This window comes from Streptomyces sp. NPDC005878 (assembly GCF_040629815.1).
GTDB lineage: Bacteria > Actinomycetota > Actinomycetes > Streptomycetales > Streptomycetaceae > Streptomyces.
The window spans coordinates 95,514-118,753 of sequence record NZ_JBEXWK010000001.1; the positions used below are offsets into that span (position 1 = coordinate 95,514).

Consider the following 23,240-nt stretch of genomic DNA (forward strand, 5'->3'; position numbering starts at 1 on the left):
GGTCACCCGAGGCCCTCGTTCACTCCGGGCGGCTTCGCGTCGATCGCGGTGCCCGCCGGCCGGCGGGCCGCGTCGCCCGTGCCCGGGCGCCGGAACCCGCCGTTGCCACTCTGCCCGCCTTCCCCGGTCGCCGCCTCTTCAACGGCGGCGGCGACGACGGGTTCAGGAACCGGCGTCGGCGCCCGGCCGGTCCTCCCGGTGCCTGCCGCCCGGCAGCATCTCCTGGACCTTCGCCTTCAGCCCCTGCCGGATCATGCCGACGCGGTCGCTGTCGCCCTTGACGATCGACGCCGCGGCGGCCTCGATCTGGTCCAGCGAGGCGTGCGGCGGGATCGGCGGCACGGCCGGGTCGGTACGGAACTCCACGACGCACGGCCGGTCCGCGGCGAGCGCCCGCCGCCAGGCGCCCTCGACCTCCTCGGGCTTCTCCACCCGTACGCCGTCGAGCCCGATCGAGCGCGCGAAGTCCGCGTACGGAACGTCGGGCAGCTGCTGCGACGGCAGGAACTGCGGGGCGCCGGACATGGCGCGCATCTCCCAGGTGACCTGGTTGAGGTCCTGGTTGTTGAGCACGGCGACGACCAGACGCGGGTCCTCCCACTCCTGCCAGTACTTCGCCACGGTGATCAGCTCCGCGAGGCCGTTCATCTGCATGGCCCCGTCACCGACGATCGCGAGGGCCGGGCGGCGCGGGTGGGCGAACTTGGCGCCGATCACGTACGGGACACCGGGCCCCATCGTGGCCAGCGTGCCGGAGAGCGAACCGCGCATCGTGCCGCGCATCCGCAGGTGCCGGGCGTACCAGTTGGCGGCCGAGCCGGAGTCCGCGGCGAGGATGACGTCGTCGGGCAGCAGCGCGTCGAGCGCGTGCACCACGTACTCGGGGTTGATCGGGTCCGCGTCGACCGCCGCGCGCCGCTCCATCACCTGCCACCAGCGGGCGGTGTCCTTCTCGATCTTCTTGCGCCACTTGTCGTGCTTCTTGCGCTTGAGCCGGGGCAGCAGCCGCGTCAGCGTCTCGCGGGCGTCACCGACGAGGTTGACCTCGAACGGATAGCGCAGCCCGACCATGAAGGGGTCGATGTCGATCTGCACCGCCCGTGCCTGACCGAACTCCGGCAGGAACTGTGAGTACGGGAAGCTGGATCCGACCACGAGCAGGGTGTCGCAGTCCTGCATCAGCTCGTACGAGGGCCGGGTGCCGAGGAGGCCGATGGCGCCGGTGACGTACGGCAGGTCGTCGGGGAGCGCGTCCTTGCCGAGGAGCGCCTTGGCCACACCCGCGCCCAGCACGTCCGCGAGCTGCTCGATCTCGGCCCGGGCGCCCCGCGCGCCCTGCCCGATCAGCACGGCCACCTTCTCGCCCGCGTTCAGCACCTCGGCGGCGCGGGCGATCTCGTCGTCCACGGGCACCGGGGCGTAGTGGGCGGCGCCGAGGCTGGAGGGCACCATCTTGAAGGCGTGGCCCGGGGGTTCGTAGTCGAGCTCCTGCACATCCGCCGGGATGATCACGGCGGTCACGGTGCGCCGGGCGGCGGCGGTGCGCATGGCCCGGTCGATGACGTTGGGCAGTTGCTCGGGGACGGTCACCATCTCGCAGTACTCGGACCCCACGTCCTTGTACAGGCTCAGCAGGTCGACCTCCTGCTGGTAGGAGCCGCCCATGGCGCTGCGGTTGGTCTGCCCGACGATCGCCACGATCGGCACGTGGTCGAGCTTGGCGTCGTAGAGGCCGTTGAGCAGATGGATCGCGCCGGGGCCGGAGGTGGCCGCGCACACCCCCACCTTCCCGGAGAACTTGGCATAGCCCACCGCCTGGAACGCGGCCATCTCCTCGTGCCGCGCCTGGATGAACCGGGGCTTGTCCTCGGCCCGGCCCCAGGCGGCGAGCAGGCCGTTGATGCCGTCGCCCGCGTAGGCGAAGACATGCTCGACCTCCCATTGCCGCAGCCGTTCCAGCACGTGGTCGGAGACCTTCATCGACATGGGGTGACCTTTCGGGATGAGGAAACGGGAGTCCAGGGCGACGGGCGGTCGGCGGCCCGTTCGTGGGTCCGCACGGTGGCGGCGCGGCTCCGGCGGTGCGGCCGCGGCACACCGGACGGCTCGACACGGCGACACGGAAGCCGGCGTCCTCCAGGACCTTTACGGCGGAGCGGCCGGGTCCGGTGGACGGCGCGGACTGCGCCGTCCACCCGGTCGCGCGGCGCGTGCTCAAGCGAGGGATGTTCGTCATGACGCTCGCCGTCGCGCGGAGCGGTCCCGCCGGTAGCGCCCATGGCACACCCTCTCCGTCGACACCTCTTCGGCACCGGCCCGGCCGCCGCGGGGCCCGACCGGGCGCGTTTGGCCCCGTACCCCCGCGAGGACGCCTCACACGGGCGTGCGGGCGATGTTTCCTTTCCCGTCCACCGGTCACCCGGCGTGCACGAGCGCACCGTGAGGAGCGGCCATGACCGAGTACGGCTACTTTCTGTCGAGCGAGGAGCACACGCCCGCCGAGCTGGTCAAGCAGGCCCGGATGGCCGAGCAGGCGGGATTCACCTCGTTGTGGATATCCGACCATTACCACCCCTGGAACGACAGCCAGGGCCAGGCGCCGTTCGTCTGGTCGGTGGTCGGGGCGCTGTCCCAGGCCGTGTCCCTGCCGGTGGAGACCGCGGTGACGTGCCCGACCGTGCGTATGCATCCGGCGGTCGTGGCGCAGGCCGCCGCCACCAGCGCCGTCCAGCTCGGTGGCCGCTTCCGGCTCGGGGTGGGGTCGGGTGAGGCCCTCAACGAGCACATCCTCGGCGACGTCTGGCCCGAGGCCCCGGTGCGTCTGGAGATGCTGGAGGAGGCCATCCAGGTGATGCGCCTGCTGTTCACGGGTGACCAGGTGAGCCATCGGGGCAAGCACTACACCGTGGAGAACGCCCGGCTGTACACCGTCCCGGACGAGCCCGTGCCCATCGACGTGTCCGCCTTCGGCCCGCGGGCCGGGGAGCTGGCGGGCCGCGCCGGGGACGGTCTGGTCGCCATGGCACCGGACACCGCGCTGATCGAGCGCTTCCGGCGGAGCGGGGGCGGCGGCAAGCCCGTGTCCGCCGGGCTGAAGGTGTGCTGGGGCCCCGACCGCGAGAAGGCGGTCCGCGAGGCGCACCGGTTGTGGGCCAACGAGCAGCTGCCGGGCGAGCTGCCGCAGGTGCTGCCGACGCCCCGCCACTTCGAGCAGGCGTCCGAGCTGGTGACGCCCGAGCGGGTCGCCGCCCATGTGACCTGCGGGAACGATGTGGACCAGCACGTCGCCGCGGTGCGCGAGTACGCCGACGCCGGATTCGACACCGTGTACGTCAACCAGATCGGCAAGGAGCAACGCGGCTTCTTCGACTTCTACCGCACCAAGGTCCTGCCGCGACTGGCGTAGGACGCCGGCCGCCCAGGACCACCAGCACAGCAGGTTTAGGAGCCATCCATGAACACCGTCACGCTGTCCCAGACCCTCGCCGCGAGCACCTCGTCGTCCTGGCTGTTCGTGATCGTGGGCGTCCTCGTCGTGGCCGTCCTGATCGGGGCCTTCTGGTACGGCAGCCGCCGGGCCGCGCGACGCCCGGCGCCCCCGCAGGAGCCCCAGCCGCGCGCGGATTCCTGGCAGACGCCGGACGCGGAGGCGCCTCCGGGGCATCCGCAGGGTCCGGACGCCCCGGAGCACGACCACCACATCTGACGCCCCGGGGGGCGGCCGGTGTCAGGCGTTCTCCGCCTGGAACATCCACGCGTGCTTCTCCAGCTCCCCGGTCAGGGAGATGAGCAGGTCCTGGGTGACGGGGTCCGGCTTCTCGGTCGCGGCGATCCGCTCGCGCATGCGCTCGACGACCTTGCCGAGGGCCACCACCAGCACCTGCACGGCCTCGTTGTCCTTGATCCAGCCCTCCGGGACGGTGCCGATCGCGGAGGTCTCGGCGACGGTGGCGGCCCGTCCGTCGGGGGCGATACCGAGTGCGGAGGCGCGCTCGGCCACGATGTCGGAGTGCGTGCGCGCCGTGGTGACCACATCGTCGAGCTGGAGGTGGACCGAGCGGAAGCGGGGGCCCACCACGTTCCAGTGCACCTGCTTGGCCGCCAGCGACAGGTCCACCAGGTCCACCAGGGCGCCCTGCAGCGCGTTCCCCACGACCTTCAGGTCGGCATCCGGCAGCGAGCTCTTCACGGCAGCCATGGCGTTCTCCATTCCTCAAATACTGGTCCCGGTGTGCGGGAGGTGTGCGGGAGGCGTGTTGTGCCGTCCCATCGCTGCGCCTTCCTTGAAACGCGAGGCTCAAACCGGGCGCAGGCCGACGGCACGCATCGGACGGCACACATCGGACAGCACACCTCCCGGCCGCCCGCGCGCACCCGCCCCCGCCGCCCGGGCCCGGAACCCACGCAAATACCCTGGTCCCCATGGACCTCTCCGGACACATCGCCACCGATCGCCCGCTGCTCGTGCTGGCCGTCAAGGAGGAGGCGCAGTTCCTCGACACGGATCTGCCCGTCCTCCTCACCGGCATCGGCAAGGTGAACGCGGCGAGTGCGCTGGCCACCGTCCTGGCACGCGGCCCGCACCCCTCCCGCGTGGTCAACCTGGGCACGGCCGGGGCGCTGCGCCCGGGCTGGACGGGCACCCACGTCATAGGTTCGGTGCTCCAGCACGACCTGGACAGCGACGTCCTGGCGGCGCTCACCGGGGAGCTGTACGGCCCGCCGCTCGACGTGTCCGGTCCGGGCGGCCCGACGCTGGCGACCGGTGACACCTTCATCGCGGACGAGGAGACGCGCGCCCGGCTGGCGCTGCGCGCCCACCTCGTCGACATGGAGGGCTACGCGCTGGCCTCAGTCGCCCAGCGGGCCGGGCTCCCCCTCCAGATGGTCAAGCACGTCAGCGACGAGGCGGGCGAGGGCGCGGCCAGGACCTGGCGCGAGTCGGTGGCCGAGTGCGCCCGCGTTCTCGCCGCCTGGGCACAGGAGAACATTCCGGAGTACGCCGCCTGAGCCGGGCGGACGCCGGGCGGATCCGCCTATGCCTGCCCGCCCGGCGTCCGGCCGGTGAGCGGCGGGTTGAGCCGGGCGAAACCCTCCTGGCGCTCGTAGGGGAAGTACGGGTAGGGCGCGGTCCGGGCGCTCGCCGCGTCGAGACGGGCGACCTGTCCGTCGGTCAGGGCCCAGCCGACTGCGCCGAGGTTCTGCCGCAGCTGCTCCTCGTCGCGGGCGCCGATGATGACGGAGGAGACGGTGGGGCGGCGCAGCAGCCAGTTGAGGGCGATCTGCGGGATCGTCCTGCCGGTCTCCTCGGCCAGCTCGTCGAGTGTGTCCACGACCCGGTAAAGCAGCTCGTCCTCGACGGGCGGGCCGTAGTCCGCGGTGCGGTGCAGACGGCTCTGCTCCGGCAGCGGCTGCCCGCGGCGGATCCTGCCGGTGAGCCGCCCCCAGCCGAGCGGGCTCCACACCACCGCGCCGACGCCCTGGTCGGCGGCGAGCGGCATCAGTTCCCACTCGTAGTCCCGGCCCACCAGGGAGTAGTAGACCTGGTGGGCCGCGTAGCGCTGGTAGCCGTAGCGGTCGGCGGTGGCCTGTGACTTCATCAGCTGCCAGCCGGAGAAGTTGGAGACGCCGGTGTAGCGGATCTTTCCGGCCCGTACGAGATCGTCGAGGGTGGACAGGACCTCCTCGACCGGGGTTCCCGCGTCGAAGGCGTGGAGCTGGAAGAGGTCGATGTGGTCCGTGCCCAGCCGGCGCAGCGCGTCCTCGACGCCGCGGATGAGGCGTGAGCGGGAGGTGCCGGCGTCGCCCGGCCCGTCGCCCATCGGCAGTCCCGCCTTGGTGGAGATGAGCACCTCGTCCCGCCGCCCCTTGATCGCCGCGCCGAGTACCTCCTCGGAGGCGCCCGCGGAGTAGACGTCGGCGGTGTCGAACATGGTGACCCCGGCCTCGAGGCAGATGTCCACCAGCCGGCGCGCCTGCTCCGCGTCGGTGTCGCCCCAGGCGCCGAAGAGCTCGCCGCGGCCGCCGAACGTCCCGGCGCCGAAGCTCAGTGCCGGAACCAGCAGTCCCGACGCGCCCAGCCTCCTGTATTCCATGACAGATTCCTCTCCGTGCACAGCCGGCGCGGCCACCGAGCGGCAGCCACTAACGGTTCTGCTGTTCCGTTAGGATGTGCCCTCACCGTAGCAGAGCACGACCCTTTAATGGAACAGGAGTCCCGTTATGACGTCCGCAGCCGACGCAGACCCAGGCACCGTCCGGCCCGGCGGCCGGACCGCGCGCGTACGGGCGGCGGTCCTCGCCGCCGCCGGTGACGCCCTGGCGCGCGGCGGCCTCGCCGGTCTGGACCTCGCCGAGGTGGCCCGCCGCGCCGAGGTCGGCAAGACCACGGTCTACCGGCGCTGGGGCACTCCGGCCGGTCTCGTCGCGGACCTGCTGGCGGAGATGGCCGAGCAGTCGCTGCCACGTACGGAGACGGGGACGCTCCTGGGCGATCTGCGCGCCAACGCCCGGCTCGTCCAGGGCACCCTGGCCGACGCCCGCCAGGGCGCCCTCTTCAAGGCGGTGATCGCCGCCGCGACCTGCGACGAGCAGACGGCCGCCGCCCTGCACCGCTTCTACGAGACGCGTGTGGAGGAGTGGGCCGTGTGCGTCCAGCAGGCTGTCGACCGGGGCGAGTTGGCGGAGGGGACCGACACGCGCGAGGTGATCCGCGCCGTCTCGGCCCCCCTCTACTACCGCCTCCTGACCACCGCCGCCCCCCTGGACGAGGCGGCCGCCGACCGCGCCGCCGAGGCCGCGGCCGCCGCCGCGCGCGCGGGGGTGTTCACGGCCGCGCGGGACTGAGACGCAGAGCGGGCCCGGCCGGGGCAACCGTCGACCGCCGGGGTCCCGCGTCGAACCTCGGGGCCGCCGACAGGAAGGGCGGGTTGCCGACGGAAAGGGCGGGTTGCCGGTCGCCGGACGGGCACGCCCAGGACCCGTCCGGCACGGTCGAGGCCGTATACGCGACGCACCGGGTGCGGCCGCGCGGGCCGCACCCGAAGCGCCACGTATGCGCGATCATGCTCGCTACAGCGGACTTTCGAGCATCTATTGACATGTACGCGCTACTGCGCTGCACTGATGCGCCACCTGCCCCGCACCGCCCGCTGCCCCTCCCACGACCGGGGATACGCCATGCGACTGCTCAGATTCCTGATCGCCGCGGTCTGCGCACTGGCCGCACTCACCCTGCCCGGCGTCGCCGCCGCGCCCGCGCGGGCGGCCGCCGCTCCCCCGCAGACCGTCCCCGCGCTGCGGCAGTGGACGGCCGGCTCCGGCGCGTACACCTTCACCGACACCAGCCGCATCGCCGTCGACCCGGCCTCCGCCGCCCGACTCGGCGACGAGGCGGCCACCTTGGCGGACGACCTGGCCGCCCGGACCGGGCGGACCGTCGCCGTCGTCACCGGCGCCCCGGCCACCGGCGACATCGCACTCGGCCTCGGTGACACCACGCTGCCCGCCGAGGGCTACCGGATGACCGTGGGCGCGGCCGTCACCATCCGGGCCGGGACCGACACCGGCGCCTTCTACGGCACGCGCACCCTCCTGCAACTGCTGCACCAGTCCGCCTCGGTGCCGGCCGGAACGGCGGTGGACTGGCCCACCAAGCCCGAGCGCGGACTCATGATCGACCAGGGCCGGAAGTTCTTCACCGTCGCCTGGGTCGGGCAGCACATCAAGGAGCTGGCCTACCTCAAGCTCAACTACTTCCACTTCCACCTGTCGGACACCTTCGGCTTCCGGCTGGAGAGCTCCACCCACCCCGAGATCGTCTCCACCGACCACTACACCAAGCAGGACATCGCCGATCTGGTGGCGCTGGGGCAGAGGTACCACGTCACCATCGTCCCCGAGATCGACACCCCCGGGCACATGAACGCGATCCTGGCCGCCCACCCCGAACTCAGGCTCAAGAACCGCTCCGGCACGGCGAGCGCGGAATTCATCGACCTCTCCCTGCCCGGCTCGTACACGTTGATCAAGGACCTGGTGAACGAGTACCTGCCGCTCTTCCCGGCCCGCTACTGGCACATCGGCGCGGACGAGTACGTCACCGACTACGGCAGCTACCCCCAGCTCCTCACCTACGCCCGCGCCCACTACGGGCCGGGCGCCACCGCCAAGGACACCTACTACGGATACGTCAACTGGGCCGACGCGCTGGTGCGCGCGGGCGGGAAGACCACCCGGATGTGGAACGACGGCATCAAGTCCGGCGACGGCACCGTGACGCCCAACGCGGACATCGTCGTCGAGTACTGGTACAACTACGGCCTCACGCCGCAGCAGTTGGCGGCGGCCGGGCACACCGTGGCCAACGAGTCCTGGACACCCACCTACTACGTCCTCGGCGGCGCCAAACCCGACACCAGGTGGATGTACGAGACGTGGACCCCGGACCTCTTCCAGGGCGGCGCCACCCTCAGCGACCCCGTCCGCAACCCCGGCTCGCTGATCCACGTGTGGTGCGACAACCCCGGCGCCGAGACGGAGGACCAGATCGCGGGCGGCATCATGTACCCGCTGCGCGGCCTCGCCCAGCAGACCTGGGGCTCCCCCAAGCCGGTGGCCTCCTACGCCGCGTTCACCCCGATCGTCGCCGCCGTCGGCCACAACCCCGCCTGGCCGGGCCTCTCCCAGCCCGGCAACCTCGCCCGCAACCGTCCCACCACCGCCTCCAGCACCGAGACGGCGAACTTCCCGCCCGCCTCGGCCACCGACGGCGACCCGGCGACCCGCTGGTCCAGCGCCTACAGCGACCCGCAGTGGCTCCAGGTCGACCTGGGCTCCGCCCAGAGCGTCAGCCGGGTGGTGCTGCGCTGGGAGGCGGCGTACGGGAAGGCCTTCCAGATCCAGCTCTCCGACGACGCCACCGTCTGGCGCACCCTGTACTCCACCACCGGCGGCAGCGGCGGCGTCCAGGACCTCACCGGACTCTCCGGCTCCGGGCGGTACATCCGCCTGTACGCCACCCGGCGGGGCACCTCGTACGGGTACTCGCTCTACGAGTTCGAGGCGTACGGAGGGCAGCTGAGCGGTACGCACACCCTCACCGCGGCCGGCCAAGCGCTGGACGACCCGGCGAGCTCCCCCGCATCCGGGGCGCCTGACGGTTCGGCCCACCAGCGGTCGCAGGTCGGCTGAGCCGTCGGACAGGGCCTAGGCAGGTGGTTCCGGGGGGAGCGGGGGGAGCGTCGTGACCCCCGGGGCCGGTTCGGGCCAGACGAGCAGGACGGGGCAGGGGGCGTGGTCGAGGACGAAACGGGAGGCGGGACCCAGGCTTCTCGGCCCGAGCCGGGAGCGGTCGCCGTCGCGGGCGAAGATCAGCAGGTCGGCGCCCTCGGCGGCGGCGACGACCTCCCGCTCCACCCGACCGGTGCGCTCCTCGCGCCGGCACGGGAGGCCGAGCCGGTCGGCCGCGGCGTCCAGCAGGTCGTGGGCGGAGGCGTCGGCGAGGTGCTCCAGGCGGGTGCCGGGGTCGCGCTCGCGGTGGCCGCGGCCGAGGAGCCCGGCGAAGGCGCCGTGGGCCACGCCGGGAACGTCGTGTCCGGTGACATGGAGGAGCATCACGTCGGCGCCTTCCCCCGTGTGGGCGCGGGCGGCGTCGACGCACGCGGGCCAGGAACCCTCGGTGATCCAGACGACGACGGTCATGGTGCATCAGCCTCCGAGCGCGTGCAGCGACCCCCACAGTGCCAGTACGGCGAGCGCCAGCGCGAGGGGCACGACGAGAAGACCGAGGACGGTGAACTCCCGCAGGTCGACGTCGCTGTCGTGCTCGCGGACGATGCGGCGCCACAGCAGGGTCGCCAGCGAGCCGGCGTAGGTCAGGTTGGGCCCGATGTTCACCCCGAGGAGCACGGCGAGCACCGCGCCGGGGCCGGTCGGCGCGGTCAGCGGCAGCAGGACCAGGACGGCGGGCAGGTTGTTGATGACGTTGGCCAGGACGGCGGCCAGCGCGGCGACGCCCAGCAGCGCGAGCAGCCCGGTGCCGCCCGGGACCAGATGGGCGAGGCCCGAGGCGAGGCCGTTGTCGACGACGGCGCGGACCACGACGCCCAGGGCGAGGACGAACGCGAGGAACGGCAGGGCCGCGGCCCCGACGAGCGCGGCGGGCGTGGTGCGGCGCCGTACCAGCGCACGGGTCGCCAGGACGAGCGCCCCGGCCGCCGCCGCCCAGGCCGGGTCGATCCCGACCGCCGAGGTGAGGACGAACCCGGCCAGGGTGCCCACCACGGTCAGCAGCGCGAACAGCGGCAGTTCGGGCGGCTCGCCCCCGGACGGGACCGGCGCGCCCGCGTCCAGATCGGTGGCGAAGAACCGCCGCAGCACCACGTACTCGACGCCGATGGCCGCCAGCCACGGCAGGGTCATGAGCGCGGCGAAGCGGGTGAAGCTCAGCCCGCTGGCGGTGAAGGCGAGCAGGTTGGTGAGGTTGGAGACGGGCAGCAGCAGCGACGCGGTGTTCGACAGATGGGTGCAGGCGTAGACATGGGGCTTGGGCCGCACCCCGAGCCGCGCCGCGGTGGCGAAGACGACCGGGGTGAGCAGCACCACGGTGGCGTCGAGGCTGAGCACCGCGGTGATGACCGAGGCGACGGCGAACACCTGCGCGAGAAGGCGGCGTGGTTTTCCGGCGGCGGTACGGGCCATCCAGGCCCCGCAGGCCTGGAACAGCCCCTCGTCGTCGCAGAGCTGGGCGAGGACCAGCACCGCGGCCAGGAAGCCGACGACGGGACCGAGCCGGGCGGCCTCGGCCTGCGCGTGCCCCCAGGAGATCGCCCCGCAGGCGATGACCACCCCCGCGGCCGGGACCGCCACGACCGCTTCGGGCCAGCCCCATGGGCGTACCACCGCGCACACCAGGACCGCCAGCAGCAGCCCGGCCGACACAACCTCCGCACCCCAGGTGTTCAGGGCCAACTCCTCGCAGACAGCTCCGGTGATCAGCCTCTATGGAAACAGATGCCGAACCGTCACTGCGGCAGCCCGCCCCCCGGCAGCGGGCCGGGCTGGAGTCCGCGGCGGCCCGCCGCCCAGTTCCGCAGCTCGGTGGTCGCCACGTCCTCGATCTCCTCCTGGAGCCGTCCGCGCAACTCTTCGTCCCGCTCCGCCTCGGGGACCAGCCGGTAGCGGCGGACCGCCAGCCGCAGCCTCGACCAGGCCTCGGCGGCGAGCACATGGCGCTCGGCGTGGTTGAACACCTGGCGGAACCCGCCGATGAAGACGGTGAGTCCGGCCAGGGTGGCGGTGGTCGCGGCCGGCGCCCGGATACCCGCGGCGACGACCGTGGCGGCGCCGGTGAGCAGGGCGCTCAGCTCGGTCGCCCAGTGCCAGCGGCGGGCCCGGTCGCGGGTGCGGGCGTACCAGTCGAGATCGGCGAGGGCCTGCTCCAGGAGCGGGTCGTCGGCGGCGGCGGGCTGCGGTGGTGTTCGTCTGCGTATCGGCACGCCCCCATGGTCCCCCCGCCATGCCCGTGTTGAGCACGGTGGGTGTCCCGTTGCGCAACCGGCCCGGTGAGCGTCTGAGTACGGAACTGAGTACGACCGCTCAGGTCCGCGTGCCACGGTGGGAGGGAGGCTGGTGCCATGACTACGCCGCCCTTCGTCAGCCCGCCGCCGCTCCTCCCGACGCCCCCGCTCCGGCCCGGACCGTCGCGCGCCAGGCGCGCCGGGATCATCGGTGCCGTCTGCGCGCTGGTCCTGGCGCTCGCCGCCGGGGCGGCGTGGTGGCTGACACGGGACCACGACGGCTCGCCGCTGGCCGGGCGGCCGCGCGTCACGGACACCGCGGCCGGGCTCTCGTACGCCGTGCCCGAGGGCTGGAAGAGCAACGAGGGCAAGGACCTGATCCAGGCCTTCACCTCCTCGATCACCACCAAGGGCGCCGACGGCACCGGCGGAGCCGCCGTGCTCGCGGGCCGGGGCGCTCCTCTCGACGAGTCCGCGCTGCGGGCGCGCACCGAGACCGCGGCCCGCTCCAACGCGGAGTTCTTCTACCCGGACGGCAGGTCCAGCGTGGAGGAGTCCCGGGCGACGGAGGTCAGCGGCCGTCCCGCCTACACGGTGGTGCTGCGCACCCAGGACGAGAACGGCAGGGCGGGGCGGCTGCGTCTGACCATCGTCGCGAGCGGCGAGGACCGGTCGGCCTTCCTCCTCGGTGTCACCGAGTCACCCGCATCACCCGCATCAGGCGCACCGGGCGAATCGGCCGAGAGCCGCGAGGTGGACGAGGTGCTGGCCGACGCCGCCGTACGGTGACGGCACCGCCCGCCACCGGTCCGGGCCGCTGTGACAGGCTGCCCGGGGAAAGAACCGGTCTGCCAGGAGGCGCGACACCATGAACACAGCCGAACCGCTCGACCACCGCGCGGCCGTCGCCGCGGAGAGCGCCCGCTTCGCGGGTCTGGTCGAGGGCGCCGACCTGTCGCTCGCCGTCCCCACCTGTCCGGGCTGGACCCTGGCCGACCTGATCAGGCACACCGGCGGCGCGCAGCGCATGTTCACCGCGCTCGTGCGCGCCCTCGTCCAGGAGCGGCCCGCGAGCCGGGGGGATGTGCGGCTGCCGGAGCGGGAGGACGGCTACGCCGACTGGCTCGCGGCGGGCGCGGCCGAGGCGGAGCGGGTGTTCGCCGGAACCGACCTCGACGCGCCGATGTGGGTGTGGGGCGCGGACGGCCACGCCCGTTTCTGGGTGCGCCGGATGCTGTTCGAGACGCTGGTGCACCGCTTCGACGCGGAACGGGCGCTCGGGCTGCCCTCCGCGATCGACCCGGCGCTCGCCCGGGACGGCGTCGACGAGTTCCTGGTCAACCTGCCCTTCGCCGCGTTCTTCGCGCCCGGGGTCGCCGAGTTGCGCTCCGCCGGGCCCGTCCAGCACATCCGGTTCGCCAGTACGGACACGGACGACGAGTGGCTCGTCCGGTTGCGTCCCGACGGCTTCGGCCTCGTGGACGGCCAGGACGGTCCGGGCCACGGGGGTCCGGGCCACGGGGAGATGAGCGCCGACGCCACCGTCCGGGCCGGCGCCGCCGACCTGCTGCTGCTCGTCTACGGCCGCCTCGACCGCTCGGCCGCAGCGGTGCGGAGCAGCGGGGACGAGGAACTGCTCCAGCGCTGGTTCACCCACTCGGCCTTCTGATCCCGGGGGGAGAGGATCGGCCGGATTTCCTCCGGTGAGGCGGCGTCGCGCGGTGGCGCGGCGCCGCCTCACGGTGTTTGGCCCCGCCGACCCAGGGCACGCGGGAACCCTGTCCGCCTGCACCCAGCCCACGGGAGCCGAACGTGACCACCCCTACTCCGGACCGTCCCCGCATCCTCGTCGTCGGAGCCGGGTTCGCCGGGTACCAGGCCGCTCGCACCCTCTCCCGCCGCATGCGCGGCCGGGCCCGGATCACCCTGCTCAACCCCACGGACTACTTTCTCTACCTCCCCCTGCTGCCCCAGGTGTCCGCCGGGATCCTGGAGCCACGCCGCGTGACCGTCTCGCTCAGCGGGACCCTGCCCGGCGTACGGCTCGTCCTCGGTGAGGCCGGGCGCGTCGATCTGGACGCCTCGACGGTGCACTACACCGGGCCCGAGGGCCGGGCGGGCGAGCTGGAGTACGACCGGCTCGTGCTCGCCGTCGGCAGTGTCAACAAGCTGCTCCCGGTGCCGGGCGTCACCGAGCACGCGCACGGCTTCCGCGGGATGCCGGAGGCGCTGTACCTGCGCGACCACATCACCCGGCAGATGGAGCTGGCCGCGCAGGGCACCGACACCCTTCGGGAACAGGGCGCGCGGCGCACCTTCGTGGTGGTCGGCGGCGGCTACACCGGCACCGAAGTGGCCGCGCAGGGAAAGCTGTTCACCGACGCCCTCGACCGGCGCCGGCCCGCGCGCTGGGTCCTGCTCGACATCGCCGACCGGCTGCTGCCCGAACTCGACCGCAGGATGTCCACCACCGCGGGGCGGGTGCTGCGCCGCCGCGGTGTCGACGTCCGCACCGGGACCTCCGTGAAGGAGGCGACCGAGGACGGGGTGCTGCTGGACGACGGGGAGTTCATCCCGACCCGCACCCTGATCTGGTGCGTCGGTGTGCGCCCCGATCCGCTGGTCTCCGAGCTCGGTCTCGCCGTGGAGCGCGGACGGCTGCTGGTGGAGCCGCAGTTGAGCGTGCCGGGCAGGCCCGAGGTGTTCGCCTGCGGCGACGCGGCGGCCGTGCCCGATCTGACGCGGCCGGGCGAGTTCACCCCGATGACCGCGCAGCACGCCGCCCGGCAGGGCAAGACGGCCGCGCTCAACGTCGCCGCCTCGCTCGGCCACGGCGAGCAGCGGCCGTACAAGCACAACGACCTGGGGTTCGTCGTGGACCTCGGCGGGGTGCAGGCCGCGGCCAACCCGCTCGGCATGCCGCTCTCGGGGCCGCTCGCCGGGGCCGTCACCCGCGGCTACCACCTCGCCGCCATGCCCGGCAACCGGGTGCGCGTCGCCGCCGACTGGCTGCTGGACGCCGTACTCCCCCGTCAGGGCGTCCAGCTGGGCCTCGTGCGGTCCTGGTCGGTCCCGCTGGACACGGAGACGCCGGAGCTGGCCCGCGTCCCGGGCGGCCCCGCACCCACGACCCGAAAGGACTGACCATGAAGAGCGACCGTACGGCCGACCTCGCCCGACTCGCGGAACTGGGACAGCAGTTGCGGGTCGACGCGGTCCGTGCCGCCGACGCCGCGGGCTCCGGCCACCCCACCTCGTCGATGTCCGCGGCCGATCTGGCGGCCGTACTCCTGGCCGGGCACCTGCGCTACGACTTCGACAAACCCGAGCACCCCGCCAACGACCGGCTGATCCTCTCCAAGGGGCACGCCTCGCCGCTGCTGTACGCGATGTACCGCGCGGTCGGCGTCGTGGACGACGAGGAGCTGCTCACCTTCCGCAAGCTCGGCAGCCGGCTGGAGGGACACCCCACACCCCGTCTGCCGTGGGTGGACGTGGCCACCGGCTCGCTGGGGCAGGGTCTGCCGGTCGGGGTCGGGATGGCGCTGGCGGGCAAGCACCTCGACCGCCTCCCCTATCGCGTCTGGGTGCTGTGCGGCGACAGCGAGCTGGCGGAGGGATCGGTGTGGGAGGCGGCCGAGCACGCCGGGGACCAGCACCTGGACAATCTGACGCTGGTCGTGGACGTCAACCGGCTCGGCCAGCGCGGTCCCACCCGCCACCAGCGCGACCTCGCCGCGTACGCGCGCAGGTTCCGCGCCTTCGACTGGCACACCATCGAGGTGGACGGCCACGACGTGGAGGCGGTCGACGCGGCGTACCGGGAGGCGGCGCAGACGTCGCGCAGGCCGACCGCGATCCTCGCGGGCACCGTGAAGGGCAAGGGCGTCGCCTCCGTCGAGGACCGCGAGGGCCTGCACGGCAAGCCGCTGCCGGACGCCGTGGCGGCCGTCGAGGAGCTCGGCGGCCCCCGCTTCATCCGCGTGGACGTCCAGGCCCCGCCCTCCGCCCGCGCGCCCCGGCCCTCCTCCGGCCGGCTGGAGCTGCCCCGCTACGAGGTGGGCGAGAAGGTCGCCACCCGCACGGCGTACGGGCAGGCGCTCACCGCGCTCGGCACGGCCCGCGGCGACGTGGTGGTGCTCGACGGCGAGGTGGGCGACTCGACGAAGGCGGAGCTGTTCGCCAAGGAGCACCCCGAGCGGTACTTCGAGTGCTACATCGCCGAACAGCAGATGCTGGCGGCGGCCGTGGGCATGGCGAGGCGCGGCTGGCGGCCGTACACGTGCACCTTCGCCGCGTTCCTGACCCGCGGCCACGACTTCCTGCGGATGGCCGCGATCAGCCGGGCCTCGCTGACCGTGGCGGGCTCGCACGCCGGGGTCGCCATCGGACAGGACGGGCCCTCGCAGATGGGCCTGGAGGACCTGGCGATGTTCCGTGCGGTGCACGGCAGTACGGTGCTCTACCCCTGCGACGCCAACCAGACGGCGAAGCTCGTCGCGGCGACGGCGGACGGCGAGGGCATCCGCTATCTGCGGACCACCCGGGGCGAGAGCCCGGTCATCTACGGGCCCGACGAGGAGTTCCCCGTCGGCGGCGCCAAGGTGCTGCGCGCCTCCCCGCACGACAAGGTGACCCTGGTCGCGGCGGGCGCCACCGTCCACGAGGCGCTGGAGGCCGCGGACGCGCTGGAGGCGGGCGGCATCCCGGTACGGGTGATCGACCTGTACTCGGTCAAGCCGGTCGACGAGCAGGTGCTCCAGGAGGCCGCCGCCCTGACGGGGTGTCTGGTGACGATCGAGGACCACCACTCCCAGGGCGGCATCGGCGACGCGGTCGCGGAGTGCTTCGCGGACGGCCGCCCCATGCCCCGGCTCGTCCGGCTCGCCGTCGAGAACATGCCGGGGTCCGCGACCCCCGAGGAGCAGCTGGCCGAGGCCGGCATCGACGCTGCGTCCGTCACCGCGACCGTCCGCGTGCTCTACGAACGCGTCGTCACGAGCTGATCGGCGGGTTTGCTCCGCCGTTGCGGGGCAACCCGGAAAGCATCACACGCGAGGAGCCATGGCGAACACATCTGAGAACCAGTCCGGAAACAAGCGCAAGGCCCAGGAGGACCTGCCCGGCGCGATGGACGTGCTGCGCGGCGCCCGGGCCCAGCTCGCCGAACTCACCGGCATGGAGGCGGAGTCGGTCTCCTCCTTCGAACGCTCCGAGGACGGCTGGCTGCTGCGCGTCGAGGTCCTGGAACTCGCCCGGGTCCCGGACACCATGAGCCTGCTCGCCTCGTACGAGGTGGAGCTGGACCCGCACGGCGAGTTGACCGGATACAAGCGACTGCGCCGATACGAGCGGGGACGGGCCGACCGCAACACGTGACCCCGGGCGGAACACCTTCCCCCGGGGCCGCACGGCCCCATCCGACCCGCACACCACTGACAGCGAAGGAGGACCGGACACCATGACGGTTGTCCCGGCACAACAGGGCGGCAGCGGCGGGACCAGTGGTCTCTACGACGTCCTTGAACTGGTACTGGACCGAGGGCTCGTGATCGACGCGTTCGTGCGCGTCTCCCTCGTCGGCATCGAGATACTCAAGATCGACGTCCGTGTGGTCGTCGCGAGCGTCGACACCTATCTGCGCTTCGCCGAGGCGTGCAACCGCCTCGACCTGGAGGCCGGCCCGCGCAAGAGCCCGGGGCTGCCCGACCTGGTCGGCGAGATCACCGAATCCGGCGCGCGCGGCAAGTCCAAGGGCGCGCTCTCGGGCGCCGCGCAGACCATCTCCGACGCCTTCCAGCAGGCGCGTGAGGAATCCGAGCCGGAACAGCGACCCCGCAGCCGGCGGACCGCCGCGCGCCGTAAGGAGGAGCAGGAATGACCACGTACGTCTACGGGATCGCCCACCGCACCCACACGCGGCTGCCCGAGGAGATGGGCGGCGTCGGGGATCCGCCGCGTCCGGTGCGTACGGTGGCCGAGGGCGAGCTGGTGGCCCTGGTGAGCGACGCGCCCGAGGACCTGCGGCCCAAGCGACGTGACCTGATGGCCCATCAGAGCGTGCTGGCCGAGGCGGGTGCGGGCGGCGCGGTCCTGCCGATGCGCTTCGGCGGCGTCTCGCCCGACGACGAGGCCGTCCGGGCCGCGCTCGCCGAGCACGGCGAGCGGTACCTGGAGCGCCTGAAGGCGCTGGAGGGCCGCGTCGAGTACAACATCAAGGCCGCCCACGACGAGGAGGCGGTGCTGCACCAGGTGCTCTCGGAGAGCGCGGAGCTGCGCGCCATGAGCGAGGCCAACCGCAAGGCGGGCGGCGGCACCTACGAGCAGAAGCTCCAGCTGGGCGAGCGGATCGCCGCGGCCGTGCAGCAGCGCGAGTCCCGTGACGCCACCCTGCTCCAGCAGGCTCTGGAGGGCGCCGCCGAGGAGCAGCGGCCCGGCCCGCAGTCCACCGGCTGGCTGGCCAACCTCTCGTTCCTGGTCTCCCGCGACCGCGCCGACGAGTTCGTCGCGGCGGTGGAGTCCCTGCGCAAGGAGGCGCCGCACCTCGTCGTCCAGGTACACGGCCCGCTGCCTCCGTACAGCTTCACGGAGTGATGGGCCCGACCGACGGGAGGCCCGCGTGGGCCTGATCAAAGAGCTGCTGCTGCTCCCCGCGGCACCCGTGCGCGGCACCTTCTGGGTGCTGGAGCAGGTGGTGTCGCAGGCGGAGCAGCAGTACTACGACCCCTCGGCCATACGTAACGAACTCGCCGCGCTGGAAGAGAAGTTGATGGCGGGCGAGATCGACGAGGCCGAGTTCGACCGCCGCGAGGACGAGCTCCTCGACCGGCTGGAGAACAGGAATCCCTCACGATGAACAACCGGCTGGCAGTAGGGCTCGCGGTAGGCGCGGGCTATGTGCTAGGTCGCACCAAGAAGGCCAAGCTCGCTTTCGGCATCGGCACCATGGTGCTCGGCAAGCGCCTCAAGCTCAGCCCCGGGGCGCTCGCACAGTTCGCGGCCGGGCAGCTGGAGAACAACCCCCAGTTCAAGGAGATCGGCGACCAACTCCGCCAGGACCTGCGCGGGGTGGGCAAGGCGGCGACCGGCGCCATGGTGAACCGGCGCCTGGAAGGGCTCGCGGACCGGCTGCACGACCGCACCCTCGACGTCCAGGACCGTATGTCCGGGGTGGCGAAGGAGGGGACCGACAAGGCCGAGGAGGCCTCCGCCCCCGCGAGGAAGACCGCCGACCGGGCGAAGCGGTCCGCGCCGGCGAAGAAGGCGCAGTCGGCGGCGAAGAAGTCCGAGCCGGCCCGCCGGGCCGTCGGCGCGAAGAAGACCGCGGCTCGCCGGACCTCCGGATCCAAGACCCGCTCCTCGGAGCGCGCCGAGACGAAGGAGGGTCGCGACCGTGAGTGAGAACGGCAAGAAGCAGGGGACGGGGCTGATCGACAGCGCGGTCACCGACCGCCTCAAGTCCGAACTCCAGTCCCTGGCGCTCGCCCAGGTCGAGCGGGCCCTGGTCGGCATCGGGCGCAAGCTCGGCGAGTCCACGGTGAAGCTGAACGACATAGCCGAGGGGCGCAGCCCCGGATTCGCCGAGCTGGCCCTGAAGGGCGGGCGCAAGCTCACCGAGGGCAAGGGCCCGATGCGCACCGCCCTGGAGCTGGGCGCCGACCACCTGAAGGAGAATGTCACGGACGCGTTCAAGAACCTGGGCGGCAAGCGCGGCAAGAGCGGCGGCGGCCGCAAGCCGACGGTCATCATGGAGTCGGTGGACGTGGGCGTACCGGTCCGCGACGCCTACGACCAGTGGACGCAGTACCAGGAGTTCTCCCACTTCGCGAAGGGTGTGCGCAGCGCGGAGAGCGCGGACGACACCACGTCGGACTGGAAGCTGAAGGTCTTCTGGTCCACCCGCAGCTGGAAGGCGCACACCACCGAGCAGATACCGGACGCGCGGATCGCGTGGACCTCGGAGGGCGCCAAGGGCACCACCAAGGGTGTCGTCACCTTCCACCCGCTGGGCGCCTCGCTCACCCGGGTGCTGCTGGTGATCGAGTACTACCCCAAGGGCCTGTTCGAGAAGACCGGCAACATCTGGCGCGCCCAGGGCCGCCGGGCCCGCCTGGACCTGAAGAACTTCGCCCGCCACATCGCCCTGCGCGGGGAGGCCCCGGAGGGGTGGCGCGGTGAGATCCGCGACGGCGAGGTCGTCCTGAGCCACGAGGACGCGCTGGAGCGCGAGGAGAAGACGCGCGAGGCCTCGCACGAGGGGGACGCGCACGAGGAGGACGCGGACGGCGGCGGCAAGGCCTCGCAGGAGGACACCTACGAGGAGGCCTATGACGACGAGGAGCCGCTGGAGGGCGAGTACGACGAGGAAGCCGAGGAGGCCGAGGAGCCCGAAGAGATCGAGGAGCCCGAGGACCCCGAAGAGGACGAGGACGTCCCGGAGGACGCCCACGACGAGGCTCCCGAGGACGACTCCGTCGAGTACGCGGACGAGTGGGAAGAGGACGAGGCCGAGGAGCCCGAGCCCGAGCCTGAGCCGGAGCCCGAGGAATCCGGGCGGCGGCCCGCCAAGTCCGGTTCGCGGAGGCGTTGATGACGACCCCGGGACGGCTCTCCGATCCGTATGCGTCGGACGGCGGCAGCGCGAACCTCGCCGATATCCTCGAACGCGTCCTCGACAAGGGAATCGTCATAGCCGGGGACATCCGCATCAACCTCCTCGACATCGAGCTGCTCACCATCAAACTGCGCCTCATCGTGGCCTCCCTCGACAAGGCGAAGGAGATGGGAATCGACTGGTGGGAGGACGACCCGGCGCTCTCCGGGGCCGCCCGACGCCGTGAACTCGCCCGGGAGAACGAGCAGTTGCAGGCCCGGGTTGCCGAGCTGGAGAGCCGCTACGGCTCCCGGGGGGCCGAGCGCGAGGAACAGGCGGAGGCAGTACGTGATGAGTGACGCGCTCTGGTACGTGTACGCGGTGGTGCGTCCCTTCGAGGGGGTGTTGCCCGAAGGGGTGCGCGCCCTGGACGGCGAGCCGCCGCGGCTGATCGACCACCGCGGGCTGTGCGCCGCGGCGAGCCCGGTACCCGCCGAGGACTTCGACGCGGCGCCGCTGCGCAGGCATCTGGAGGACCTGGACTGGCTCTCCGGCACCGCCCGCGCCCATCAGGCGGTGGTGGCCGCGCTGTCCTCGGTGACGTGCGCGGTCCCGCTGCGGCTCGCGACGGTGTGCCGCGACATCAGCGGGGTGCGCCGGCTCCTCGACTCCGGGTACGACAGCTTCACCGCGGCCCTGGACCGTCTGGACGGGCGGGTGGAGTGGGGCGTCAAGGTGTACGCGGACGCCCGTGGCCCCGAGCCCGCGGCGGCGCCCGCGGGCAGGCCCGCGTCCGGGCGGGACTATCTGCGCCGCAGGCTCGGCCAGCGCCAGGCCCGGGACGACACCTGGCGCCAGGCGGGCATCCTCTCCCGCGATCTGCACCAGGAGCTGTCCGGGCACGCCGAGGCGGAGCGGCTGCACCGGCCCCAGAGCGCGCAGGTCTCGGGGCAGCCGGGCGAGAACGTGCTCAACGCCGCCTATCTGGTACCGCGCGAGCGCAGCGCGGAGTTCATCGCTCTGGTGGAGCGGCACAGGTCGCGGGTCGAGGGTGTGCGCGTCGAGGTGACGGGGCCCTGGGCGCCGTACTCGTTCGCGGGTGACCTGGACGCGGAAGGAGGAAGTGGTGACCCGGACGGTATCGGCTGAGGCCGTACCCGCCGAGCGGCAGGTCGCCCTGGTCGACCTGCTCGACCGGCTGCTCGCGGGAGGCGTGGTCCTCGCCGGCGACCTCACCCTGCGCATCGCGGACGTGGACCTCGTCCGGATCGACCTCAACGCCCTGGTCAGTTCGGTGAGCGCGCGGGTCCCCTCGCCGTTCGAGGAGGGCGGCGAGAGCGACGCGTCCGCGCTGCCGGCGCCCGGTGAGAGCCGCGGCCTTCCCGGGGAGGGCGCGTGAGCGGGCCGAGGCGGGTCGAGCTGGACCCGGACACGGTGGAGCGCGATCTGGCGCGACTGGTCCTGACGGTGGTCGAGCTGCTACGGCAGCTGATGGAACGTCAGGCCCTGCGGCGGGTCGAGACAGGCGAACTGACAGAGGATCAGGAGGAGCGCATCGGGCTGACGTTGATGCTCCTGGAGGACCGGATGGGCGAGCTCAGGTCGAAGTTCGGCCTGCGGCCGGAGGATCTCAACATCGACCTGGGCCCGCTCGGCCCGCTGCTGCCCGTGGAGCCCTCCGCCGGTGGCGACGGATCGCAGGAGGGCGGGCGGTGAGCGGCCACGGTGACGGCAAGTCCACCGCGGCGGTCGGCAGCAAGGACTCCGGCGGGACGGGCGGCAGCAAGGACTCCGGCACCCGGCTCACGGTCTTCGTCGCGCTCGGCGCGAACCTGCTCATCGCGGCGGCGAAGGGGGCCGGCGGTGTCGTCGCCGGCTCCCCCGCGCTGCTCTCCGAGGCGGCGCACTCCGTCGCGGACAGCCTGAACGAGGTGTTCCTGCTGGCCGCGCTGCGCCGCAGCCGCCGCCCGCCGGACCGCCGCCACCCCTTCGGCTACGGCAAGGAGCGCTTCTTCTGGTCCCTGCTCGCGGCCGTGGGCATCTTCGTGATGGGCGGCTGCTTCTCCGTCTTCCAGGGCATCGAGGCCCTGCGCTCGGGCGCCCACGAGACGCACTCCGGATACATCGCCGGGCTCGTCGTCCTCGCGGTGGCCCTCGTCGCCGAGGGCGCGTCCCTGTGGCGGGCTCTGCACCAGGTACGGACGCAGCCGGGCGGCATCGGGAGCGACCCGGCGCTGCGCACGGTCGTCGCGGAGGACGGCACGGCTGTCCTCGGCGTCGCCCTCGCGATCATCGGGATGGCGCTGCACATGGCGACCGGGCAGTCGGTGTGGGAGGGCTCGGCCTCGCTGGCCATCGGCGTGCTCCTCGGATACGTGGCGTACCGGCTCGGCAAGGAGGCCCGCGACCAGCTGATCGGCGAGGCGGTGGACCCCGAGATGCGCGACCGCATCCGGGCACTGCTGGCGGCGCAGCCGGAGATCGACAGCGTGGAGGCCCTGCTCACCATGCGGCTGGGCACCGACTCCGCGCTCGTGGCGGCCCGGGTGGACCTGATGCCGGGAATGGAGAGCGAGGAGATCGAGCTGGTCTGCGAGCGCATCAAGGCATCGGTGGCCAACATCTGGCCGGACGCCGATCAGGTCTTCCTCGATGTCACCGACGCGCCCACGGCCGACGCCCGGGCGCGCGGCGAACGGATCGCCTGAATCGTCTGAACCGCTCGTCACCCGGCCGCGATTGACCGGGAAAAGGCCTGGAACACAGGCCGGGACGTGGCCCGGGGCAAGGCCCGGGACAAAGCCCCTGTCCGGAATTCACCGTGCATGACACGGCCGGGCAGGGGCACTCGACTGGGTGGAGGTGCATAAGCATGGTTCCCCTGCTTGTCGTTCTGCTGCTCGCGCTGCTTCTCTTCGGCGCCGGCTTCGCACTCCAGGTTCTGTGGTGGGTCGCCCTCGTCGTCCTCGTCCTGTGGCTCGTCGGTTTCGTCGCACGTCCCGCCGCGGGCGGCGGCCGTGGACGGCGGGGCCGCTGGTACCGCTGGTGACGCGCCCTTCGGAGCAGTTCCCCGGGCGCGCCCCGCGAAGGTGAGGTACACGTTGTCGCTGTACGCGTTCGAGGAACGG

The 23,240-nt window shown here is 72.7% G+C and carries 27 protein-coding genes; 21 read left to right on the forward strand and 6 right to left on the reverse strand.

The genetic code is table 11. The features are described from left to right. Nucleotides 1–162 precede the first annotated feature (162 nt). Complete coding sequence (locus ABZ404_RS00465) at nt 163–1,986, reverse strand: thiamine pyrophosphate-requiring protein (protein WP_358836982.1); 1,824 nt, start codon at nt 1,984–1,986, stop codon at nt 163–165. A gap of 466 nt (nt 1,987–2,452) precedes the next feature. Between ABZ404_RS00465 and ABZ404_RS00470 the strand changes: the two genes are divergently transcribed. Together ABZ404_RS00470 and ABZ404_RS00475 are read left to right on the forward strand one after the other, a co-directional pair. Further along, on the forward strand, nt 2,453–3,406 hold the full coding sequence (locus tag ABZ404_RS00470; RefSeq protein WP_358836983.1) for an LLM class F420-dependent oxidoreductase: 954 nt from the start codon (nt 2,453–2,455) through the stop codon (nt 3,404–3,406). Between the two features lie 48 nt (nt 3,407–3,454). Further along, nucleotides 3,455–3,706: a DUF6479 family protein gene (locus ABZ404_RS00475; protein WP_358836984.1), complete on the forward strand. Its 252-nt coding sequence runs from the start codon at nt 3,455–3,457 to the stop codon at nt 3,704–3,706. A 21-nt stretch (nt 3,707–3,727) separates the two neighbouring features. Here the strand turns inward: ABZ404_RS00475 and ABZ404_RS00480 are convergent, their stop codons facing one another. Next, nucleotides 3,728–4,198 (reverse strand): DNA starvation/stationary phase protection protein, encoded by a 471-nt coding sequence (locus tag ABZ404_RS00480; protein WP_358836985.1) that lies wholly within the window; start codon nt 4,196–4,198, stop codon nt 3,728–3,730. Nucleotides 4,199–4,422: 224 nt separating this feature from the next. On the opposite strand from ABZ404_RS00480, the gene ABZ404_RS00485 reads away from it, so the two are divergent. Continuing rightward, nucleotides 4,423–5,010 (forward strand): nucleosidase, encoded by a 588-nt coding sequence (locus ABZ404_RS00485; RefSeq protein ID WP_358836986.1) that lies wholly within the window; start codon nt 4,423–4,425, stop codon nt 5,008–5,010. Between the two features lie 26 nt (nt 5,011–5,036). On the opposite strand, the gene ABZ404_RS00490 is transcribed toward ABZ404_RS00485, so the two are convergent. Continuing rightward, nucleotides 5,037–6,095 carry an aldo/keto reductase gene (locus tag ABZ404_RS00490; protein ID WP_358836987.1) on the reverse strand — a complete coding sequence of 353 codons (1,059 nt, stop codon included), beginning with the start codon at nt 6,093–6,095 and terminating at the stop codon, nt 5,037–5,039. A 127-nt stretch (nt 6,096–6,222) separates the two neighbouring features. Here ABZ404_RS00490 and ABZ404_RS00495 point away from each other — a divergent pair, with 127 nt between their 5' ends. Further along, on the forward strand, nt 6,223–6,846 hold the full coding sequence (locus tag ABZ404_RS00495) for a TetR-like C-terminal domain-containing protein (RefSeq protein ID WP_358989934.1): 624 nt from the start codon (nt 6,223–6,225) through the stop codon (nt 6,844–6,846). A gap of 333 nt (nt 6,847–7,179) precedes the next feature. Beyond that, nucleotides 7,180–9,192 carry a family 20 glycosylhydrolase gene (locus ABZ404_RS00500; protein WP_358989936.1) on the forward strand — a complete coding sequence of 671 codons (2,013 nt, stop codon included), beginning with the start codon at nt 7,180–7,182 and terminating at the stop codon, nt 9,190–9,192. 15 nt (nt 9,193–9,207) lie between these two features. On the opposite strand, the gene ABZ404_RS00505 is transcribed toward ABZ404_RS00500, so the two are convergent. The 3 genes from ABZ404_RS00505 to ABZ404_RS00515 are packed head-to-tail and all read right to left on the reverse strand — an operon-like array spanning nt 9,208 to nt 11,498. Further along, nucleotides 9,208–9,702, reverse strand: a complete 495-nt coding sequence (locus tag ABZ404_RS00505; RefSeq protein ID WP_358834750.1) for a universal stress protein — start codon at nt 9,700–9,702, stop codon at nt 9,208–9,210. A gap of 6 nt (nt 9,703–9,708) precedes the next feature. Continuing rightward, on the reverse strand, nt 9,709–10,965 hold the full coding sequence (locus ABZ404_RS00510; protein ID WP_358834774.1) for an SLC13 family permease: 1,257 nt from the start codon (nt 10,963–10,965) through the stop codon (nt 9,709–9,711). Nucleotides 10,966–11,024: 59 nt separating this feature from the next. After that, the gene (locus ABZ404_RS00515; protein ID WP_358834751.1) at nt 11,025–11,498 is read right to left on the reverse strand and encodes an SLATT domain-containing protein; all 474 of its coding nucleotides are present in this window, start codon (nt 11,496–11,498) and stop codon (nt 11,025–11,027) included. A 138-nt stretch (nt 11,499–11,636) separates the two neighbouring features. Here ABZ404_RS00515 and ABZ404_RS00520 point away from each other — a divergent pair, with 138 nt between their 5' ends. The 16 genes from ABZ404_RS00520 (at nt 11,637) to ABZ404_RS00595 (ending at nt 23,161) form a co-directional block, all read left to right on the forward strand. Then, nucleotides 11,637–12,308, forward strand: a complete 672-nt coding sequence (locus tag ABZ404_RS00520; RefSeq protein WP_358834752.1) for a hypothetical protein — start codon at nt 11,637–11,639, stop codon at nt 12,306–12,308. A 79-nt stretch (nt 12,309–12,387) separates the two neighbouring features. Further along, nucleotides 12,388–13,188 (forward strand): maleylpyruvate isomerase family mycothiol-dependent enzyme, encoded by an 801-nt coding sequence (locus tag ABZ404_RS00525; protein ID WP_358834753.1) that lies wholly within the window; start codon nt 12,388–12,390, stop codon nt 13,186–13,188. A gap of 143 nt (nt 13,189–13,331) precedes the next feature. After that, on the forward strand, nt 13,332–14,663 hold the full coding sequence (locus ABZ404_RS00530; protein WP_358834754.1) for an NAD(P)/FAD-dependent oxidoreductase: 1,332 nt from the start codon (nt 13,332–13,334) through the stop codon (nt 14,661–14,663). A gap of 2 nt (nt 14,664–14,665) precedes the next feature. Next, nucleotides 14,666–16,525 (forward strand): transketolase, encoded by a 1,860-nt coding sequence (locus ABZ404_RS00535; RefSeq protein ID WP_358834755.1) that lies wholly within the window; start codon nt 14,666–14,668, stop codon nt 16,523–16,525. Nucleotides 16,526–16,583: 58 nt separating this feature from the next. Continuing rightward, nucleotides 16,584–16,898, forward strand: a complete 315-nt coding sequence (locus ABZ404_RS00540; protein ID WP_358834756.1) for a gas vesicle protein — start codon at nt 16,584–16,586, stop codon at nt 16,896–16,898. An 82-nt stretch (nt 16,899–16,980) separates the two neighbouring features. After that, entirely contained in the window at nt 16,981–17,400 is a 420-nt protein-coding gene (locus tag ABZ404_RS00545; RefSeq protein WP_358834757.1) for a gas vesicle structural protein GvpA, read from the forward strand. Continuing rightward, nucleotides 17,397–18,113: a GvpL/GvpF family gas vesicle protein gene (locus ABZ404_RS00550; RefSeq protein WP_358834758.1), complete on the forward strand. Its 717-nt coding sequence runs from the start codon at nt 17,397–17,399 to the stop codon at nt 18,111–18,113. The genes ABZ404_RS00545 and ABZ404_RS00550 overlap by 4 nt, the downstream gene beginning before the upstream one ends. A 25-nt stretch (nt 18,114–18,138) precedes the next feature. Beyond that, nucleotides 18,139–18,375, forward strand: a complete 237-nt coding sequence (locus ABZ404_RS00555) for a gas vesicle protein GvpG (protein WP_358834759.1) — start codon at nt 18,139–18,141, stop codon at nt 18,373–18,375. Further along, the gene (locus ABZ404_RS00560) at nt 18,372–18,920 is read left to right on the forward strand and encodes a DNA primase (RefSeq protein ID WP_358834760.1); all 549 of its coding nucleotides are present in this window, start codon (nt 18,372–18,374) and stop codon (nt 18,918–18,920) included. The genes ABZ404_RS00555 and ABZ404_RS00560 overlap by 4 nt, the downstream gene beginning before the upstream one ends. Then, on the forward strand, nt 18,913–20,109 hold the full coding sequence (locus tag ABZ404_RS00565; RefSeq protein ID WP_358834761.1) for an SRPBCC family protein: 1,197 nt from the start codon (nt 18,913–18,915) through the stop codon (nt 20,107–20,109). Before ABZ404_RS00560 ends, ABZ404_RS00565 begins: the two co-directional genes overlap by 8 nt. Beyond that, complete coding sequence (locus ABZ404_RS00570; RefSeq protein WP_358834762.1) at nt 20,109–20,471, forward strand: gas vesicle protein; 363 nt, start codon at nt 20,109–20,111, stop codon at nt 20,469–20,471. Before ABZ404_RS00565 ends, ABZ404_RS00570 begins: the two co-directional genes overlap by 1 nt. Beyond that, a complete protein-coding gene (locus ABZ404_RS00575) occupies nt 20,464–21,261 on the forward strand; it encodes a GvpL/GvpF family gas vesicle protein (RefSeq protein WP_358834763.1) in 798 nt (265 codons plus the stop codon). The genes ABZ404_RS00570 and ABZ404_RS00575 overlap by 8 nt, the downstream gene beginning before the upstream one ends. Next, on the forward strand, nt 21,239–21,511 hold the full coding sequence (locus tag ABZ404_RS00580) for a gas vesicle protein (protein ID WP_358834764.1): 273 nt from the start codon (nt 21,239–21,241) through the stop codon (nt 21,509–21,511). Before ABZ404_RS00575 ends, ABZ404_RS00580 begins: the two co-directional genes overlap by 23 nt. Continuing rightward, the gene (locus ABZ404_RS00585; protein WP_358834765.1) at nt 21,508–21,828 is read left to right on the forward strand and encodes a gas vesicle protein K; all 321 of its coding nucleotides are present in this window, start codon (nt 21,508–21,510) and stop codon (nt 21,826–21,828) included. Before ABZ404_RS00580 ends, ABZ404_RS00585 begins: the two co-directional genes overlap by 4 nt. Continuing rightward, nucleotides 21,825–22,820 (forward strand): cation diffusion facilitator family transporter, encoded by a 996-nt coding sequence (locus tag ABZ404_RS00590; RefSeq protein WP_358834766.1) that lies wholly within the window; start codon nt 21,825–21,827, stop codon nt 22,818–22,820. The genes ABZ404_RS00585 and ABZ404_RS00590 overlap by 4 nt, the downstream gene beginning before the upstream one ends. A gap of 164 nt (nt 22,821–22,984) precedes the next feature. Continuing rightward, entirely contained in the window at nt 22,985–23,161 is a 177-nt protein-coding gene (locus tag ABZ404_RS00595) for a hydrophobic protein (RefSeq protein ID WP_358834767.1), read from the forward strand. Nucleotides 23,162–23,240 lie beyond the last annotated feature (79 nt).

What these genes read in the sequence shown, in the direction of transcription:
- ABZ404_RS00465 (WP_358836982.1), bottom strand. Translation starts at nt 1,986, where the DNA reads ATGTCGATGAAGGTCTCCGACCACGTGCTGGAACGGCTGCGGCAATGG.
- ABZ404_RS00470 (WP_358836983.1), top strand. Translation starts at nt 2,453, where the DNA reads ATGACCGAGTACGGCTACTTTCTGTCGAGCGAGGAGCACACGCCCGCC.
- ABZ404_RS00475 (WP_358836984.1), top strand. Translation starts at nt 3,455, where the DNA reads ATGAACACCGTCACGCTGTCCCAGACCCTCGCCGCGAGCACCTCGTCG.
- ABZ404_RS00480 (WP_358836985.1), bottom strand. Translation starts at nt 4,198, where the DNA reads ATGGCTGCCGTGAAGAGCTCGCTGCCGGATGCCGACCTGAAGGTCGTG.
- ABZ404_RS00485 (WP_358836986.1), top strand. Translation starts at nt 4,423, where the DNA reads ATGGACCTCTCCGGACACATCGCCACCGATCGCCCGCTGCTCGTGCTG.
- ABZ404_RS00490 (WP_358836987.1), bottom strand. Translation starts at nt 6,095, where the DNA reads ATGGAATACAGGAGGCTGGGCGCGTCGGGACTGCTGGTTCCGGCACTG.
- ABZ404_RS00495 (WP_358989934.1), top strand. Translation starts at nt 6,223, where the DNA reads ATGACGTCCGCAGCCGACGCAGACCCAGGCACCGTCCGGCCCGGCGGC.
- ABZ404_RS00500 (WP_358989936.1), top strand. Translation starts at nt 7,180, where the DNA reads ATGCGACTGCTCAGATTCCTGATCGCCGCGGTCTGCGCACTGGCCGCA.
- ABZ404_RS00505 (WP_358834750.1), bottom strand. Translation starts at nt 9,702, where the DNA reads ATGACCGTCGTCGTCTGGATCACCGAGGGTTCCTGGCCCGCGTGCGTC.
- ABZ404_RS00520 (WP_358834752.1), top strand. Translation starts at nt 11,637, where the DNA reads ATGACTACGCCGCCCTTCGTCAGCCCGCCGCCGCTCCTCCCGACGCCC.
- ABZ404_RS00525 (WP_358834753.1), top strand. Translation starts at nt 12,388, where the DNA reads ATGAACACAGCCGAACCGCTCGACCACCGCGCGGCCGTCGCCGCGGAG.
- ABZ404_RS00535 (WP_358834755.1), top strand. Translation starts at nt 14,666, where the DNA reads ATGAAGAGCGACCGTACGGCCGACCTCGCCCGACTCGCGGAACTGGGA.
- ABZ404_RS00540 (WP_358834756.1), top strand. Translation starts at nt 16,584, where the DNA reads ATGGCGAACACATCTGAGAACCAGTCCGGAAACAAGCGCAAGGCCCAG.
- ABZ404_RS00545 (WP_358834757.1), top strand. Translation starts at nt 16,981, where the DNA reads ATGACGGTTGTCCCGGCACAACAGGGCGGCAGCGGCGGGACCAGTGGT.
- ABZ404_RS00550 (WP_358834758.1), top strand. Translation starts at nt 17,397, where the DNA reads ATGACCACGTACGTCTACGGGATCGCCCACCGCACCCACACGCGGCTG.
- ABZ404_RS00560 (WP_358834760.1), top strand. Translation starts at nt 18,372, where the DNA reads ATGAACAACCGGCTGGCAGTAGGGCTCGCGGTAGGCGCGGGCTATGTG.
- ABZ404_RS00570 (WP_358834762.1), top strand. Translation starts at nt 20,109, where the DNA reads ATGACGACCCCGGGACGGCTCTCCGATCCGTATGCGTCGGACGGCGGC.
- ABZ404_RS00575 (WP_358834763.1), top strand. Translation starts at nt 20,464, where the DNA reads ATGAGTGACGCGCTCTGGTACGTGTACGCGGTGGTGCGTCCCTTCGAG.
- ABZ404_RS00595 (WP_358834767.1), top strand. Translation starts at nt 22,985, where the DNA reads ATGGTTCCCCTGCTTGTCGTTCTGCTGCTCGCGCTGCTTCTCTTCGGC.